This is a genomic window from Knoellia sp. AC549, assembly GCF_979258975.1.
In genome coordinates this window covers 380493-397539 of sequence record NZ_OZ409890.1, presented here as the reverse complement: position 1 = coordinate 397539, position 17047 = coordinate 380493, and the positions used below count along the sequence as shown (strand labels likewise).

General features: G+C 69.9%; 12 protein-coding genes and 3 pseudogenes. 4 read left to right on the top strand and 11 right to left on the bottom strand.

From position 1 onward, the window contains the following. Positions 1–35: 35 nt before the first annotated feature. The 7 genes and pseudogenes from ACZZ98_RS01885 to ACZZ98_RS01855 form a co-directional block, all read right to left on the bottom strand. Positions 36–365 (bottom strand): SAM-dependent methyltransferase, encoded by a 330-nt coding sequence (locus tag ACZZ98_RS01885; protein WP_463514693.1) that lies wholly within the window; start codon positions 363–365, stop codon positions 36–38. Positions 366–418: 53 nt separating this feature from the next. Beyond that, positions 419–1267 (bottom strand): SAM-dependent methyltransferase, encoded by an 849-nt coding sequence (locus ACZZ98_RS01880; protein ID WP_463514692.1) that lies wholly within the window; start codon positions 1265–1267, stop codon positions 419–421. Further along, positions 1264–1662, bottom strand: a complete 399-nt coding sequence (nirD, locus tag ACZZ98_RS01875; protein WP_463514691.1) for a nitrite reductase small subunit NirD — start codon at positions 1660–1662, stop codon at positions 1264–1266. The genes ACZZ98_RS01880 and nirD overlap by 4 nt, the downstream gene beginning before the upstream one ends. Beyond that, positions 1659–4236: pseudogene (nirB, locus tag ACZZ98_RS01870) on the bottom strand (nitrite reductase large subunit NirB). Before nirB ends, nirD begins: the two are co-directional and overlap by 4 nt. Before the next feature lie 327 nt (positions 4237–4563). Then, on the bottom strand, positions 4564–5550 hold the full coding sequence (locus tag ACZZ98_RS01865; RefSeq protein WP_463514690.1) for an aldo/keto reductase: 987 nt from the start codon (positions 5548–5550) through the stop codon (positions 4564–4566). A gap of 105 nt (positions 5551–5655) precedes the next feature. Continuing rightward, positions 5656–6186, bottom strand: coding sequence for a cyclophilin-like fold protein (locus ACZZ98_RS01860; RefSeq protein ID WP_463514689.1), 531 nt, complete (start codon positions 6184–6186; stop codon positions 5656–5658). Positions 6187–6232: 46 nt separating this feature from the next. Continuing rightward, on the bottom strand, positions 6233–7093 hold the full coding sequence (locus ACZZ98_RS01855) for an SDR family oxidoreductase (protein ID WP_463514688.1): 861 nt from the start codon (positions 7091–7093) through the stop codon (positions 6233–6235). A 128-nt stretch (positions 7094–7221) separates the two neighbouring features. On the opposite strand from ACZZ98_RS01855, the gene ACZZ98_RS01850 reads away from it, so the two are divergent. Together ACZZ98_RS01850 and ACZZ98_RS01845 are read left to right on the top strand one after the other, a co-directional pair. Further along, positions 7222–8130, top strand: coding sequence for a helix-turn-helix domain-containing protein (locus tag ACZZ98_RS01850; protein WP_463514687.1), 909 nt, complete (start codon positions 7222–7224; stop codon positions 8128–8130). Between the two features lie 321 nt (positions 8131–8451). Continuing rightward, entirely contained in the window at positions 8452–9396 is a 945-nt protein-coding gene (locus ACZZ98_RS01845) for a cold-shock protein (RefSeq protein ID WP_463514686.1), read from the top strand. A gap of 145 nt (positions 9397–9541) precedes the next feature. Here ACZZ98_RS01845 and ACZZ98_RS01840 read toward each other — a convergent pair. The 4 genes and pseudogenes from ACZZ98_RS01840 to ACZZ98_RS01825 all read right to left on the bottom strand — a co-directional run. After that, positions 9542–10987: pseudogene (locus ACZZ98_RS01840) on the bottom strand (FAD-dependent oxidoreductase); the annotation flags it as partial. A 45-nt stretch (positions 10988–11032) separates the two neighbouring features. Next, positions 11033–13156 (bottom strand): annotated as a pseudogene (locus ACZZ98_RS01835) (molybdopterin oxidoreductase family protein); the annotation flags it as partial. Positions 13157–13163: 7 nt separating this feature from the next. Further along, positions 13164–14537 carry an MFS transporter gene (locus tag ACZZ98_RS01830; protein ID WP_463514685.1) on the bottom strand — a complete coding sequence of 458 codons (1374 nt, stop codon included), beginning with the start codon at positions 14535–14537 and terminating at the stop codon, positions 13164–13166. Between the two features lie 109 nt (positions 14538–14646). After that, entirely contained in the window at positions 14647–15975 is a 1329-nt protein-coding gene (locus ACZZ98_RS01825; protein WP_463514684.1) for a nicotinate phosphoribosyltransferase, read from the bottom strand. A gap of 24 nt (positions 15976–15999) precedes the next feature. On the opposite strand from ACZZ98_RS01825, the gene clpS reads away from it, so the two are divergent. Next, the gene (clpS, locus tag ACZZ98_RS01820) at positions 16000–16290 is read left to right on the top strand and encodes an ATP-dependent Clp protease adapter ClpS (protein WP_380085249.1); all 291 of its coding nucleotides are present in this window, start codon (positions 16000–16002) and stop codon (positions 16288–16290) included. A gap of 62 nt (positions 16291–16352) precedes the next feature. Then, entirely contained in the window at positions 16353–17039 is a 687-nt protein-coding gene (locus ACZZ98_RS01815) for a DUF2017 domain-containing protein (protein ID WP_463514683.1), read from the top strand. The last annotated feature ends 8 nt before the right edge of the window (positions 17040–17047 follow it).

Sequence of the window (17047 nt, the reverse complement as noted above, 5' to 3'; positions counted from 1 at the left end):
GACCTGGCTGAGCGTCGGGGGAGTCCGGGCAGCGCTCACACCGTCAGCCTGTCCGACGGCTCGGGCGCCAGCAGCGCGGGGTCCGCAACCCGGCCGACGACGATGACGGCGGGCGCGCGCACGTCGGCAGAGACGGCGGCCTCGACGATCTCAGCGAGACAGGCGCGGGTGACGCGCTGGCGCTCGGTGGTCGCATCCTCGATGATCGCCGCCGGCAGGTCGGCGCGGGCTCCGTGAGCGACGAGGTCGCGCACGTGGTCCGCCAGCAGTCGCACTCCCATGAGGATGACGAGTGTCGCAGTCTCGGCCGCTGCCGCTGACAGCGCGTGGGTGTCGATCTGATCGTGGCCGTGCACGATGTGCACGGCACCGACCGTTCCCCGGTGGGTGAGGGGTATGCCGGCCGCCCCCGGAGCGCTCAGAGCTCGCTCACGCCGGGGACCACCTCGACCGAGACCCCGGCCCCGCGGCACGCCAGGACCTCTTCGCCGCCACGGCCATAGACGAACGGGTCGCCTCCCTTGAGCCGCACGACGGTGCGCCCGCGCTGGGCGTGCTCGACGAGGAGGCGGTTGATCTCGTGCTGGGGAACCGGGTGGTGACCGGCGGTCTTGCCCACGTCGATGACCTCGACGCTGACGGGGAGGGTGCGCAGCAGGGCGGTGGGGCCCAGCCGGTCAGTCACGACGACGTCCGCCTCGGCCAGGGCCCGACGTCCGCGCACGGTGATGAGGTCGCCCGCGCCCGGTCCACCCCCGACGAGGATCACCCGCCCGTCGCTGTCGGGCCGCCTGCGTCGGGCGCGCAGGTCCAGGTCGGCGCTCTCGAGGTGCAGGGCAAGGGCGTTGCGGATGGACACCACCCGAGCCGGGTCAGGGCGCCCGGTCGAGACGACGCCCACCCTCACGCCGGCGTGGTCGGTGACCGCCGGGCTGCGGGCGGTGCCGTGCTCCGAGGTGCCGGCACAGACACTGAAGACCCGTGCTGCGGTGGCCTGCTCGCACAGTGCTCGGTCGACCGACACGTCACCGGTGGCCGCGACGACGAACCAGGTGCCGGCGACGTCATCGAGCGCCACCTCGCGCTGGCTCCAGGTCACCGACGCCTCGGCGACGAGGTCGAGCATGGCTTCGCAGACGACCGGCGTGACGACGTGCACGACGGCACCATCGGCGACGAGCGCCGCAGCCTTGGTCGCCGCGACCGGCCCTCCGCCGGCCACGAGGACCGGACGGCCGACGAGGTCGACGCCCAGCAGAGTCGTCATGTCACCCTCCCGCCGTGAGGTTCGGGACGAGCGACGTGCACGACGCCGTCGCGCACCTCCGCGGGCCAGGTCCGCAGGGGCTGCGGCTCCTTGCCCACGGGGTCGAGGCACTCGCCGGTGCGCAGGTCGAAGACCTGCTTGTACATCGGCGAGGCCACGGTCGGTGCCTCTCCACGAGTCCCGACGATCCCTCGGGACATCACGAAGGCGCCGGAGAAAGGGTCGAGCTGCTGCACGGCATACACGTCGTCCGAATGGGTGCGGAAGAGCGCGACCTGCTCGCCGCCCACGAGGGCCGCAGAGCCGCGTTCCGGCGCCAGGTCGTCGAGTCGGCACACCGCGATCCACCCTGGGATCGCGAGGGTGAGCTCCTGCGTCGCGACGTCGATGGTCATCGGCGGACCTCCAGGGTGGTGCCGGCGATGAGCACGCCGCCGGCGCGCTCCTCCGCGGTGGCAGGGCGGGGCTGGCCGCGTTCGGCGACGTAGGCGAACGAGTCGTCGGCCTGGTCGGGCGCGTTCACGAAGGACCCGAAGCGGCGCAGCTTCTCGGGGTCGGCGAGCGCTGCGGCCCACTCGTCCTCGTAGCCGTCGACGTGGGTCACCATGGCCGCGTCGAGGTCGGCGGCGATGCCGAGGGAGTCGTCGAGGACGACCGCGCGGATCGCCTCGAGCCCGCCCTCGTGGTCGTCGACCCACGCAGCCGTGCGCTGGAGCCGGTCAGCCGTGCGCACATAGAACATGAGGAAGCGGTCGATCGCCTGCACGAGAGTCTCGGTGTCGAGGTCCTCGGCGAGGAGCTGCGCGTGCTTGGGGGTGAATCCGCCGTTGCCACCGACGTAGAGGTTCCAACCGTTGTCGGTGGCGATGACGCCGACGTCCTTGCCGCGGGCTTCGGCGCACTCGCGCGCGCACCCGGAGACACCGAGCTTGATCTTGTGCGGCGAGCGCAGACCGCGGTAGCGCAGCTCGAGGGCGATCGCGAGGCCGACCGAGTCCTGCACGCCGTAGCGGCACCAGGTCGACCCGACGCACGACTTCACCGTGCGCAGCGACTTGCCGTAGGCATGGCCGGACTCGAAGCCAGCGTCGACCAAGCGGGTCCAGATCTTGGGGAGCTGCTCGATGCGAGCCCCGAAGAGGTCGATCCGCTGGCCACCGGTGATCTTGGTGTAGAGCCCGAAGTCCTTGGCGACCTCGCCGATGACGATGAGCCCCTCAGGCGTGATCTCACCGCCAGGGATGCGCGGCACGACGGAGTAGGAGCCGTCCTTCTGCAGGTTGGCCATGACGTGGTCGTTGGTGTCCTGCAACGTCGCTCGCTCACCCTCGAGGATGTGACCGGTGCCGAGCGTGGCGAGGATCGAGCCGATGACGGGCTTGCAGATGTCGCAGCCACGGCCGCGTCCGTGGGTCGCGATGATCTCGCTGAAGGTCGTGAGCCCCTGAACTCGCACGACGTCGAAGAGCTGGGCGCGGGAGAGGTCGAAGTGCTCACAGAGAGCCTTGCTGACCTCGACACCGGACTTCTCCAGCTCGGTCGTGACGAGCTTCTTGACGAGGGGGAGGCAGGAGCCGCAGCTCGTGCCGGCCAGGGTGCAGGCCCTGACGCCGGCGAGGTCCGTGCAGCCGCCGTCGGTCACCGAGCACCGGATGGCCCCGGCCGTGACGTTGTTGCACGAACAGACGGTTGCGTCCTCCGGCAGGTCCGTTGCCGGCGCCGGTCCACTTCCTTCGGGGAGCAGGTATGCCGCGGGGTCCCCTCCCAGCTCACGGCCCACCATCGGACGCAGGGCGGCATACGCACTGGCGTCACCCACGAGGATGCCGCCACGCAGGGTGCGGGCGTCGTCGGACATGACGAGCTTCTTGTAGACGCCACCGACCGGGTCGGAGATGACGACCTCGAGGCTGCCCGGCTCCTGCGCGAACGCGTCACCGAAGCTCGCGACGTCGACGCCCAGGAAGCTTGAGCTTGGTCGACAGGTCGGCGCCGGGGAAGGTGCCCTCACCGCCGAGCAGCCGGTCGGCGACGATCTCGGCCATCGTGTAGCCGGGAGCCACGAGGCCGAGGCAACGGCCGCCGATGTTGGCGACCTCGCCGATGGCCCAGATCGCGGGATCGGCTGTAGCACAGGCGTCGTCGATGACGACACCGCCGCGCTCGCCCACCTCGAGTCCGGCGGCCCGGGCGAGCTCGTCCCGAGGTCGGACACCCACGGCGAAGATGACGACGTCGACGTCGAGCGCTGGTCCCTCGGCGAACTCCATGCGCGAGACCGTCCCGCGGGCGCCGACGATCTTGGAGGTCGCGGTCGACGTGCGCACCGTGACGCCGAGGCCCTCGATGAGGCGCTTGAGGCCTGCGCCGCCACCCTCGTCGACCTGGAGCGGCATGAGGCGCGGCGCGAACTCGACGACCGTCGACTCGACCTCGAGTGCCTGGAGGGCGCCCGCTGCCTCGAGTCCGAGGAGGCCACCACCGACGACCGCGCCACGCACCGGGCGGTCGAGCTCCTCACGACGCTTCTCGACGAAGGCGCGCAGGTCGGCGACGTCGTCGATGGTGCGGTAGACGAAGGCGCCCCGGAGGTCTTTTCCGGGGACGGGGGGCACGGCGGCATACGAACCGGTTGCCAGCACGAGGGCGTCATACGGCAGGACCGCGCCACCGTTTGTGGTCACCGTCCGTGCGTCGCGGTCGATGCTGCCGGCCTTGACACCACGCTTGAGCGTGACGAGTGGGTCGTCCCAGATCTCCTGACCACCCAGGGCGAGCTCCTCGGGGTGGCGCCCGGTGAAGTAGGACGTGAGGGCGACGCGGTCGTAGGGTGCGCGCGGCTCTTCACAGAGCAGGGTCACCGCCCACTGCCCGGTCTCGTCGCGGGCACGGAGGGCGTCGATGAGTCGTCGTGCCACCATGCCGCCGCCGACGACGACGAGCTGTTTGATGTGCGGTGCCTCGAGCATGGTGACGACGCTAGGCATGGGCCGTTTCGGGACGGTCGTCCAACTGTTTCCCCTACGTAAAACGGTCCTCACACACCGGGGTGCCCCGCAGTGAGATTGCGAGCGCGATGGTTCCAAGGCAGATCAGCGCCTGCGAAGTCTCTGCTCGTGGCCGCCGCCGAGTGCTGGCTCTTCGTGTGTTCATCGGACCCTTGTGATCGGCCCAGCCGATTTCATTCCATGAGAGCGCGTCAGTAGACGGGGAGTGGCAGTGGCGTCATCAGGCTTCACTCTCATGCCGAATTGAGGATGTTCGGCGGAGGGCATGCGGGCCCCGTTCTGGCGCGGTCAGCGGTCGATTGCTGCCATGTTGGTTTTGTCGTGCCGCTCGCCGGCGGCGGGGTCGAGGTGGTCGAGCCGGTGCAGTTGGTCGGGTGTCAGCTCGACGGCGTCCGCTGCCGTGTTCTCCTCGACGCGTGACACGCGACGGGTGCCGGGGATCGGGGCGATGTCGTGGCCTCGGGTGAGCAGCCACGCCAGCGCTGTCTGCGCGGGGGTGGCGCCGTTCTCGGCTCCGATGGCCTTGACCTCGTCGACGATCGCGAGGTTGCGTTGGAAGTTCTCGCCAGTGAATCTGGGATTTGTCTTGCGCCAGTCGTCGTCGGCGAAGTCTGCGACGGTGCGGATCTGACCGGTGAGGAGGCCGTGGCCCAAAGGCGAATAGGGGACGAGGCCGATGCCGAGCTCGCGCAGCAACGGCAGGATCTCGGCTTCGACGTCGCGGGTCCAGAGCGAGTACTCGGTCTGCAGGGCACTAATCGGGTGCACGGCGTGCGCGCGGCGGATGGTGTCCGGACTGGCCTCAGACAGGCCGATGTGTCGGATCTTGCCCTCGACGACAAGCTCGGCGAGCGTCTGCACGGTGTGCTCGATGGGCGTGCCCGGGTCGACGCGGTGCTGGTAATAGAGGTCGATGTAGTCGGTACCGAGCCGGCGCAGAGAGCCCTCGACGGCGGCCCGGATGTTGGCGGGGCTGCTGTCGGTGATGCCGGGGGTCGGGTCCCCTTCGCCGTGCTGGACAAGGCCGAACTTGGTGGCGATGACGACCTGGTCGCGGCGACCCCTTACGGCCTGACCTACGACCTCCTCACTGTGGAAAGGCCCGTAGATCTCGGCGGTGTCGACGTGGGTGACGCCCAGGTCGAAGGCTCGGTGGATCGTGCGGATGGACTCGGCGTCGTCGACTGCGCCTTCGGTGGTGTAAGTGCCGGCCATGGTCATGGCGCCCAGACCGATGCGGGACACGTCGAGGGCGCCGAGGTGAGCGTTGTGCATGAGGGTTCAATCCTTCAGTGGTGGTGTGCGGAAGAGGGTTTGGCGTTCCAGTTGGCTAGCAGCCGCAGCGCGCCGTGTCGGAGGCTGCCCGGCCCTGGCAGTGCTCTACTTGCGCTCGATGAGCATTTCGACGTTGTCGGGGAGGTTCTCGAAGGCGGCGAGGTCGGAGGTGACCTCTCCCATCTTGGTGAGGGTGGGGACTGAGGAGGTCGGGGCGTAGATGATGGTGATGCTGTCCATCGGGTTGTAGTAGACGATGTCGCCGGCCTCGACGCTGGTGTAGAACGGTCCCGTTTCAGTCATCGGGGCGGGTAGCTCGGTGATGTACTCGATGCCCGCGTTCCGCTCCCAGGGCAGCGTCACGGGCAGGGTGGCCAGGAAGTCCCGCGACACCTGGCTGTCGTTGATAGTTGCCTCGAAGGTCTGGTTCCCGGCCGTGATGGTTACGGCGGTGTCCTGACCCGAGGTCTGAGGGGTGGTTGACGGGCTCGAGGAGGGTGAAGCCGTCGCGGGTGCGGCCGATGGCTGCGACGGTGCGGCGGTGCCTGCCGGCGCCTCGGTGTCAGGGGTGGTGGTGCAGGCGCTCAGGGCCACGGCGGCCGTCACGGTGGCGAGGGAGGCAAGGGTCTTCTTCATGGCGGGTGTCTTTCGTGAGCTGGTGAGTCGGGCGGGGTGGCGGGATTCAGGCATCGTCGTGGGCAAGGGAAGAGGACAGCTGGCGGTGGGCGTCGGCCTGGGTGAGGAGCTCGTTCGCCTTCTGCTCGACCGCGGCGACTGCGTCGGCGCCGGCGATCCAGCGCAGCGGTGGCTCGTCGAGGGCCATCACCTGCACCAGAGCGCGGCCGAGTTTGGCGGGGTCCCCTCCCTGCTGGCCGTTCATGGCCTTCCAGGCGGTGATCGTCTGTGCTGTGCGTGGGGCGTAGTCCTTGATCGAGAGCTCGGGCCAGATCGACGAGGCGCCTTCGACGAGCAGCTCGGTGCGGAAGAAGCCCGGCTCGACCACGGTGGTGGTGATGTCGTAGGGGGCCACGTCGAAGTGCAGGGACTCCATCCAGCCCTCGAGGGCGAACTTGGAAGCGGCGTAGGCCGCGCAGAACTCCCCTCCGACGATGCCTGCGGTTGAGGTGATGGTGACGACCTGGCCGCTTCGCTGCCGGCGCAGGACGGGCAGGACGGCCCGGGTGACGTTGAGGGGGCCGAAGAAGTTGGTCTCCATCTGGGCCCGGAACTGGCTGTCACTGATCTCCTCGAAGTAGCCGGCATAGAAGTTGCCGGCGTTGTTGACGAGGGTGTCGATGCGCCCGAACCGCTCGACGGCCGCGGCGACGGCGGCGTGTGCGGCGTTCGGGTCGGTGACGTCGAGGGAGACCGCGAGGAGATTGTCGTGCTGGCCAAGGGCGGCGGTGACCTTGCCAGAGTCGCGGGCGGTTCCGACGACGCGGTGGCCGGCGTCGAGAGCGGCCTTGGCCAGGTCGATGCCCATCCCGCGGGCCGCGCCGGTGATGAACCAGACAGCCGAGGTGCCGGGGGTGGAGTCAGTCATGAGGGGAGTGCCTTTCTGGAGTGATGTGCTCCAGTCAAGACGGCCCGCGACCGCGCAGGGAGTCACTACCTATGGGGTTAATGCCAGTGACTCCCTGGCGTCTGGGTGCGGTGCCTAAAGTCGAACCCATGGACCCCCGGAACGACCTGCGCGACTTCCTGACGACACGTCGGGAACGCCTCACCCCCGCCCAAGCGGGCCTGCCCGACTTCGGGGGACGACGCCGCGTGAAAGGCCTGCGCCGTGAAGAGGTTGCCCTCCTCGCCGGGATGAGCACCGAGTACTACGTCCGGCTCGAACGGGGCAATGGGACTGGCGTCTCCCAAGCCGTCCTAGACGGGGTCAGCCGGGCCTTGCAGCTCGACGAGGCCGAACACGCCCACCTTTACGACCTGGTGCGCGCTGCGAATCAAGGCAACAACCCCGGGCGCCGCCGAGGGCCCACACGTGCTCAGCAGGTCCAGGCCAACGTGTTGCAGCTGATCGACGCCATGCACGACGTACCGGTTTTCGTCCAGAACGGCCGCCTCGAAGCCGTGGCTACGAACCGGCTCGGCGCAGCGCTTTTCTCCGAGATGTTCGTGCTGCCGCAACGGCCGATGAACGCGGCCCGGTTCACCTTCCTGGACCCTCGCGCCACGACCTTCTACCGGGACTGGGAGAGCAACGCCCACCAGATCGTCGCCCTCCTGCGAGCCGAGGCAGGCCGCGCACCCTACGACCGGATCCTCACTGACCTGGTCGGAGAGCTAGCCACCCGCAGCGACCTCTTCCGCACCCTGTGGGCATCACACGACGTACGGGTGCACCGCACAGGGACCAAGAACGTGCACCACCCCATCGTCGGAGACCTTGACCTCACCTTCGAGGCCATGGACCTCACCTCCGAACCGGGCCTGCAGCTGCTGGCCTTCTCCGCCGCCCCCGGCACCCCCAGCCACGACGGACTCCAACTGTTGGCGACCTGGGCTGTCACCGCTCAGCTCGAGGCAGTCCGGCCCACCGCAGCCACGAAGAGGAAGGTCGACCAGCCCTGACATCGTGTCCGACGTCTTTGCCGAAGACATGGCGTTCCTCGACACACTCACCAACCCATGAGTGGAGCGTCCTGCCCGCACGCCTAGACCCGACCTCGAACGAGCCTGAGGGCCCGCGCCGCAGCTGACCGCGCCACAACCAGCCAAATCATCCGACCCATTGCGCTCGGCTCGCCACCGCCTAAGCAGCGTCCGCAATTGCCGCATCCGTGGGTCGGGCGTGCCAGGACCGTGCGGGCACTTGTCGGGCGTTGGGCGTCGGGCGCCGTCCCGTCCGGGACACTGGGGGAAACCGACCGTAGCTTCGAGAAGGAGTCAGCCGTGACCGAGGGAACCGTCCGCTGGTTCGATGCCGAGCGGGGGTTCGGCTTCATCGCCCTCGGTGAGGATGTAGAGGACCTGTACGTGCACGCATCCGAGATCGTCAGCAACGACGCGATGAAGCTGCTCCGCGAGGGTCAGGTGGTCGAGTTCGAGGTGGGCGAGGGGGACCGCGGTCCGCAGGCGCGCCGCGTCCGGGTCACAGGCGACCAGGCCCGCGACACACCACTGGGCGTGCTCGGCACCGTCTCCTGGTACGAGCCCTCCAAGGGGTACGGGTTCATTACGCCCGACGGCGGTGGAGCCGAGGTCTTCGTGCACAGTTCGGCCATCGTGGGCGGCGGCGTGGTCTCGGAGGGGCAGCGGGTGGCCTTCCTCGTCGTCGACGGCGAGAAGGGACCGCAAGCTGACCATCTGCTGCCACTGGGAGCCCAGGCTGCCCAGCAGGCCGTGGCATCCGACGGGGCGGACGGCACCGTGTCCTGGTACGACGGGGGCAAGGGCTTCGGCTTCATCACCCCCGATTCGGGCGGCCCCGATGTCTTCGTCCACGTCCGGGAGCTGGCCGATGGGCTCCCTGAGCTGGGCGAGGGGGACCGGGTGACGTATGCCGTCGTCGTGAGCGAGAAGGGCCCGCAAGCTCGCGATGTGCGCCTCGCACGCAGCTCGACACCTCGGGGCGCACCCGCGACGTCGACGACCCACGCTCGATCGGGACGCCGGGACGCATCCGACGTCCCGGCGCGCGGCGGAGAGGGAGTGGTCGCGCGCTACGACGCGGAGCGGGGATTCGGCTTCATCTCCCCGGACGCGGGAGGCGCGGACCTGTTCGTGCACGTGTCGGTGCTCAGAGGCGCAGAGGCGCTGGAGCAGGGCGATCGGGTCCGCTATCAGGTGCGACAGAGCGATCGAGGACCACAGGCAGACCGCGTCGAACGGCTGTGAGCCGAGGGCGGTCCCGGCAGAGCTGATGCTCACGCGTGTCCCGTTCCCACCACACGCTCATCCCGCAGACAGGGCCGGCAAGACACATCTCCGTCGGCGACACCTTGGTGACCCAACGGGATGCTGGAGCGGCGAAGGCACAGGCTTACACCGCGGCAGTGGCCGCGGGCTTCTCGTTCAGCCAGCCGAGGAGTCCGCAGACCTCGTCCTTGCAGCCGCCACATCCCGTCGTGGCTTGGGTCGCCCTGGCGATGTCGTCGACGGACCGCGCACCGCAGGCGTGGGCCGTCATGATCTCGGCCTTCGTCACGCTGTTGCAGCGGCAGACGGCCGCGTCGTCCGTCAGTGCGTCAGGTGTCGTGGCCGCCACCGGCGCCGCGGACAACGCCGTGAGGAGCAGGCGGGCTGGGTCGCTGGGGACCGGGGTGCGCCGGGTGTAGGCCGCGACGAGGTCGGCCGCCACCTGCCCCGCGCCGATGCAGGTGGCGCCGACCAGCCGGTCGCCCGAGACGACGACCTCGACGTGCCGACCGGCGTCCGGGTCCGAGAGGCTCAGCGTGCGCTGCGCGGGATCGTCGGTGCGAGAGCCACCGCACACACCCATGGTCACGACGTCGAGCCCATGGGCTTTGACGCGCACGATGTCGCTGATCGCGGTGTCGGACCCGCGGCTGCGCGGGGCGGTTCCGGTGAGACGGTCGGCGAGGCCGCGGGCCCGGTCCCATCCGAGTGCGACGAGCCCCATGGCTCCGCTTGGTGGCTGGGCGCAGTCACCGATGGCGAAGATGCGGGCGTCGGCCGTGCTCGACGCGTCGTCGACGACAATGCCGCGCTCACAGGCGAGCCCGGCCTCGGCGGCGAGCTCGGTGTTGGCGATCGTTCCCGTGGCGACGAGCAGGAGGTCGGACTCGACGACGTCGCCGTCGGTGAGACGTATGCCGGTGAGTCGCCCGTTCGCGACCACCGCGGCTTCCGCTCCCACGCCGACACGCGGGTGGATGCCGAGCTCGGGCATGGCGCTCGCGAGGACGCGACTCGCGGACCCGTCGAGCTGGCGCTCCATGAGAGCCTCAGCCGGATGGATGATCGTCACGGCGCAGCCGCGTTGAGCCAGTCCGCTCGCCGCCTCGATCCCGAGGACGCCGGCGCCCAGGACGACGGCGCGACGGGAGTTGAGCGTGGCCGCGACGATCTCGCGGGCGTCGTCGATGCTGCGCAGCGAGTGCACGCCGAGGGGGAGCGTGCCGGTGCCGCTGTCCAGGCCCGCGAGGGGAGGGATGCGTGCTGCGGCGCCGGTGGCGAGCACGAGCTGGTCGTAGCGGTGTCGGCTGCCGTCGGTCGTCGTCACGACGCGGTCGTCACGGTCGATCGACGCGGCCGCGGTGCCTCGCAGCACGGTCAGCCGAGGGTGGTGCGGGGTCGGCAGCGTGAGGGACGTCAGGTCGTAGCGTCCGGCGACGACCTCGCTGAGGAGGACGCGGTTGTAGGGCTCGCATCCCTCGGCCCCGATGACGGTGATGTCGTACTTGCCCACGGTGTCGCGTCTCAGGAGGTCCTCGACGAACCGTGACCCGACCATGCCGTTGCCGATGACGACGAGCCTCATGTCAGAACCTCCGTGGCGGTTCGGAAGCTCGGCGAGCTCCGAGGTGGCGGGGGAGTCGGCGCGGGCCACGATGACCGCGCAGACCTTGAACTCGGGCATGCCCGAGATGGGATCGGTGGCGTCGTTGGTGACGCGGTTGACGCTCTCGGCACCGGCCCAGTGGAACGGCATGAAGACCGTGTCCGGGCGCACCGACTCGGTGATGCGGGCGGGGGCAGTCACGACACCACGGCTGCTCGTCAGGCTGACGAGGGCGCCCGCGGCGATGCCGTGCAGGTCGGCGAGGATCGGATGGATCTCGACGAAGGCTGCGGGCGACGCACTGACGAGGGCGTCGACGCGTCGGGTCTGGGCCCCTGACTGGTAGTGCTGGAGCACCCGCCCCGTCACGAGGTGGATGGGCGCACCGGAGCGCACGTCCTCGGCGGGTCCGTGGTCGTCCACGGCGACGAAGAGCGCGCGTCCGTCAGCCGTCGGGAAGCCGTCGAGGAAGAGCCGAGGCGTTCCGAGGTGTGGGGCTCCGTCCGTCGCCGGGCACGGCCAGTAGAGATCGGGCTCGGCGTCGAGACGCTCGTGGCTCAGGCCGCTGTAGTCGGCCCGACCACCCGCGCTGGCCCTGGCGAGCTCGTCGAAGACGAGGGACGCGTCTGTGTCCCAGGTGCCAGGAGCGTCGAGCCGCTCAGCGAGCTCGCGCCACAGCCAGAGCTCGGACCGCGCACCGCTGGGTGCGTCAATCGCCTTGCGACGACGCAAGATCCGTCCTTCGAGCGAGGTCATCGTGCCCTCCTCCTCTGCCCACTGCAGCACGGGCAGGACGACGTCAGCACGCTGCGCGGTCTCGGACGGGACGACGTCGCACACAACCAGGAGCTGCAGCGCGTCGAGACGGTCGCCCACGTGGTTGGCGTTGGGCGCAGACACCCGGACATTGGCTCCGTGCACGAGCAGTGCACGCGGGCCGTCCTCGCGTCCGAGCGAGTCGAGCAGCTCGACCGCGGGCTTGCCCTTGCCGGGGATGATCCCCGGGTCGACGCCCCACACCGAGGCGACGTGTGCCCGCGCCGCAGGGTCGTCGATCATCCGATATCCCGGGAGCTGGTCGGACTTCTGCCCGTGCTCACGCCCGCCCTGGCCGTTGCCCTGGCCGGTGATGGCGCCGTAGCCCGAGCCGACCCGTCCGGGCAGGCCCAGCGCCAGGGCGAGGTTGATGGCGGCGTTGACGGTCGCGGTGCCCTGCGAGGACTGCTCGACGCCACGCCCGGTGAGGATGTAGGCACCGGTGCCGCCCCGTGACGGGCTCGCCGCCGCGAGCAGCCGAGCGGTCTCGCGCAGCAGCATCGCCGGGACTCCGGCAACCTGCTCGACGCGTTCGGGCCACCAGGCGGCCGCGAGCCGACGGACGTCGTCGACCCCCGTCGTCCGAGAAGTGATGTATGCCGTGTCGGCCAGTCCCTCGGCAAACGTCACGTGGAGCATTCCGAGGAGGACGACCAGGTCGGTCCCGGGCACCGGCTGAAGGTGAAGTCCCTGACCGTTGTCCGCCAGGGACGCCGTGGCACTGACCCGCGGGTCGACGACCACGAGCCCACCCCTGGCCCGGGCGCCCGCCAGGTGCGCCACGGCGGGGGGCATCGTCTCGGCGAGGTTGCTGCCGAGGAGCAGGACGGCCTGGGCGCCGCCAAGGTCGGCGAGCGGGAAGGGGAGACCCCGGTCGATCCCAAGGGAGCGGTTGGCAGCGGCTGCCGCACTGCTCATGCAGAACCGTCCGTTGTAGTCGATGTTCGCCGTCCCAAGGGCGATCCGGGCGAACTTCCCCAGCTGGTAGGCCTTCTCATTGGTGAGCCCGCCACCGCCGAACACGGCCACCGCGTCGGCACCGTGCTCGGCGCGGACTGCCCTGAGCTGCAGCGCAACCAGGTCGAGCGCCGCCTCCCACGACGTGGGCTCGAGCTCGCCCGACGCGCTGCGCACCAACGGAGTCGTGAGCCGGTCCGGCGCACGCAGCACCGAGGCACTCGTCCAGCCCTTCTGGCACAGCCCTCCCCGGTTGGTCGGGAAGTCACGCCCGGCGACGCTCACGCCGGTGGGCTCCGGCGTGAGCGTCTGGGCGCACTGCAGGGCGCAGTAGGGGCAGTGCGTGGCAACAGTGGTCATGGAGACGTCAGATCGTCTCCGAGGCCAGCGCGGAACCACGGCGCTGGTACACGGCATACACGGTCAGGGCCATGAGGACGTAGGCCGCCACGAAGACGTACAACGCCGGGACCAGCGACCCATAGGTGTCCTTGGCCATCGCGAAGCCGCGCGGGATGAAGAAGCCGCCATAGGCACCCACGGCTCCGGCGATGCCGATGCAGCCGGCCGCCGCCTTGCGCGCGGCGGGGAGCGCCTCCGCGGACACCCCGGCACGGAAGACCGCGGGGATCATCCGGTAGGTCGCACCGTTGCCGATGCCAGCGCCGGTGAAGAGCACGAGGAAGGCGCCGAAGAAGAGCGGGAAGCTCTTGGCCTGCAGCCCTTCGATCGCCGCCAGGGCGCCACCGGCGAGGATGACGAACGACGCGATGGTCACTCGTGCGCCGCCGAGGCGGTCCGCGACCATGCCACCGAGCGGGCGGGTCAGGGCCCCGATGAGAGCACCGATGAAGGCCAGCCCGAGGGGAGCCGTCGGGAACTGGGTCTTGAGCAGCGTCGGGAACGCACCGGCATACCCGATGAAGGAGCCGAAGGTCCCGATGTAGAGGAACGAGATGATCCACGTGTGGGGGTTCTTCGTCGCGAGGGCGAAGGACCTGTAGTCAGCCCTGATCCCGGTGAGGTTGTCCATCCACCGCCAGGCGCCGACGGCGGCCAGCAGCGCCAGCGGGATGAAGATCAGCCCCGCGCGCTCGAGGTGCACACCGGCACCGATGGCGATGACCGCGGGGACGACCATCTGGACGATGCCGGTGCCAAGGTTGCCGCCAGCAGCATTGAGCCCCAGCGCTTTCCCCTTCTCGGCCTCCGGGAAGAAGAAGGAGATGTTGGTCATCGAGGAGGCGAAGTTGCCGCCTCCGAAGCCTGCCAGGGCGGCACACAGCAGCAGGACACCGAACGACGTCTCTGGCCGGGTGACGATGAACGCGAGAGCCGACGCCGGAAGCAACAACAACAGCGACGAGATGATCGTCCAGTTGCGGCCGCCGAACGCCGGCACGGCGAACGTGTAGGGGATGCGGATGGTCGCGCCGACGAGGCTCGGGACGGCGATGAGCCAGAACTGCTGGTTGAGAGTGAGCGAGAAGCCGGCTGCGGGCAGCAGCGGCACGACGACGGACCAGAGGGCCCAGACGCAGAAGCCGAGGAACTCGGCGAAGACGGAGAAGCCCAGGTTGCGGCGCGCGACGCTGCGGCCGGTGGACTGCCAGAAGCTGGTGTCCTCGGGGTCCCAGTGCTCGATCCAGCGACCGGGACGCGTCTCAGGGGCGGTGGCGGCGGGGGCCGCAGCGGCAGTGCCGGCAGGGGCCGGTTGCGCGGTGGGGGTGGTGGTCTCCATGGGGCCAGACCCTGCCCAAGGCGTGTTTCCGAACCCTGCGGCCCAGGTAAATCATCCGTAACGCCGGCCGCACAGCCGGGCTGGCGCCACTGTGAGAAGAGGAGGGCCCTCAGAGGTAGGTGGTGGGGATCGCCGGCTCGCCGCGGCTCAGCTGGTGCGCCGACCGAGGCAGCTCGGCAACCGACGCCTCGTGCCGATCGCGCGCCGTGGCCAGCTCCGCGTGCTGACCGCCGACGACGTCCCCGCCCCGGACGTACTCCACGAGCAGTGGGCGGTCGTCCCCGTCGTCGTCGGGCGGCTCGCCGATCCCGATGATCTCGGCCTCGGCGATGCCGCGGGTACTGCGCCGCCGCAGGGCGTACTTGCGCCCACCGACCGACGTCTTGTCCTTGCTCGCCTTCGCGACGCCGACCATCTCGCCGGAGTCGTCAGAGCGGGCCACGAGCTTGTAGACCATGCCCGCGGTGGGCGCACCGGACCCGGTGACGAGCTGTGTGCCCACGCCATAGGCGTCGACCGGCCCCGCGGCCAGTCCGGCGATGGCGAACTCGTCGAGGTCCGACGTCACGACGATGCGCGTGTTCCTGGCGCCGAGCGAGTCCAGCTGCTCGCGGACCTCACGCGCCTGGACGAGGAGGTCCCCGCTGTCGAGACGCACCGCGCCCAGCTCGGTCCCCGCGACCTCGATGGCGATCTCGACGGCCTTCTCGACGTCATAGGTGTCGACGAGCAGGGTCGTGCCTACACCCAGCACCTCGACCTGCGCCGCGAAGGCTTCTCGCTCGTCGTCGTGGAGCAGCGTGAACGCGTGCGCAGCCGTCCCTGACGTGGGCACCCCCCAACGGCGGCCTGCCTCGAGGTTCGAAGACGTCGCGAACCCGGCGATGTATGCCGCCCGCGCAGCTGCCACTGCGGCTTCCTCGTGCGTGCGTCGAGACCCCATCTCGATGCACGGCCGGGTGCCTGCGGCTCCGGTCATGCGCGAGGCCGCGCTCGCAACAGCGCTGTCGTGGTTGAGGATTGACAGCACGAGGGTCTCGAGGACGACTCCGTGGGCGAAGTCGGACTCGACCACGAGCACCGGTGAGCCGGGGAAGTAGGCGTCGCCCTCGGCATACCCCCAGATGTCCCCTTCGAAGCGGTAGCCGGCGAGGAAGTCGAGCGTCTCGTCGTCGACCACGCCCCCGGCCCGCAGGGCTGCGATGTCGGCATCGTCGAACCGGAAGCGTTCGATGGCGTCCAGCAGCCGTCCGGTCCCCGCAACCACGCCGTAGCGCCGGCCGTCGGGCAGTCGCCGGGCGAAGGTCTCGAAGACGCAGCGTCGAGACGCCGCCCCCGACCGCAGGGCCGCCTGGACCATCGTCAGCTCGTAGTGGTCGGTCAGCAGGGCCGTCGATGGCGCGGTCGAGGACGCAGGAGCAGGGGAGGAGAGGCTCACCCCCAGCACCCTATTGTGGGAGCCGTGTCCATCGCGCCCGTGCAGGAGGAGATCACCTCCTCCTCGACCGATGTCGCGCCAGACGTCCCGTGGATCACGCTCGTCTGGAACGACCCGGTCAACCTCATGTCCTACGTGACCTACGTCTTCCAGAGCTACTTCGGCTACGACCGGACCAAGGCCGAGAAGCTGATGATGGACGTGCACACCAAGGGTCGTGCCGTCGTCTCCCACGGCTCGCGCGAGAAGATGGAGAGCGACACCGAGGCCCTGCAGGGCTACGGGTTGTGGGCCACCTTCCAGAAGGACGACTGATGTTCCGAGCGAACGTCCGCATGTGCAAGGGCGCCACAACCAGCCAGAAGGACGACTGACTGATGGCGCGCGCGTTCGCCCGCAAGGGCAAGGGAACCAACGTCCGGTATGCCGCCAAGCTCGATGCCGTCGAACGTGCCGTCGTCGCCGGGCTCATGGAGCAGGTTCACGCCCTCGTCGCGCCGGAGCCGGTGGCGGGCGTCGAGACCGGCCCTGCGGGCGAGTCGGGCGACGATGACTTCGCGGCGATCGTCTCGGGCCTGGGCGGTCTCGGCATGGGTGTCTCGGTCTCCGCCGAGGACCAGGTGCCCGACGACCGGCCCGTCCCCAGCGACGCGCGCTCGTTCGGTGACCGCGACCCGGCTCTCGAGCGGCTGCTCCCGGCCGGGAACCGGGCCGACGACCAGGCCTCGGCCGAGTTCCGGCGGCTCACTGAGCACGGCCTGCGGCAGCGCAAGGCCGGCCACCTCGAGTCCGCGATCCGCTCACTCCGGGCGCCCGGTCCGGGGGTGCAGCTCGACGAGCGCGCCGCCATCGACATGGTCATCGCCCTGACCGACGTGCGCCTCGTCCTCGGCGAGCGCCTCGGGCTGCGCGAGGACGCCGACGTCGACCGCCTCGAGCAGGAGCTCGCCGACGTGGACGACGACGATCCTCGGGCGCACGCCATGTCGGTCTACGACTTCCTCACGTGGCTGCAGGAGACGCTCGCCACGGCGATGCTGCCCGGTGCCGACCGCAGCGCATAACCTTGTGC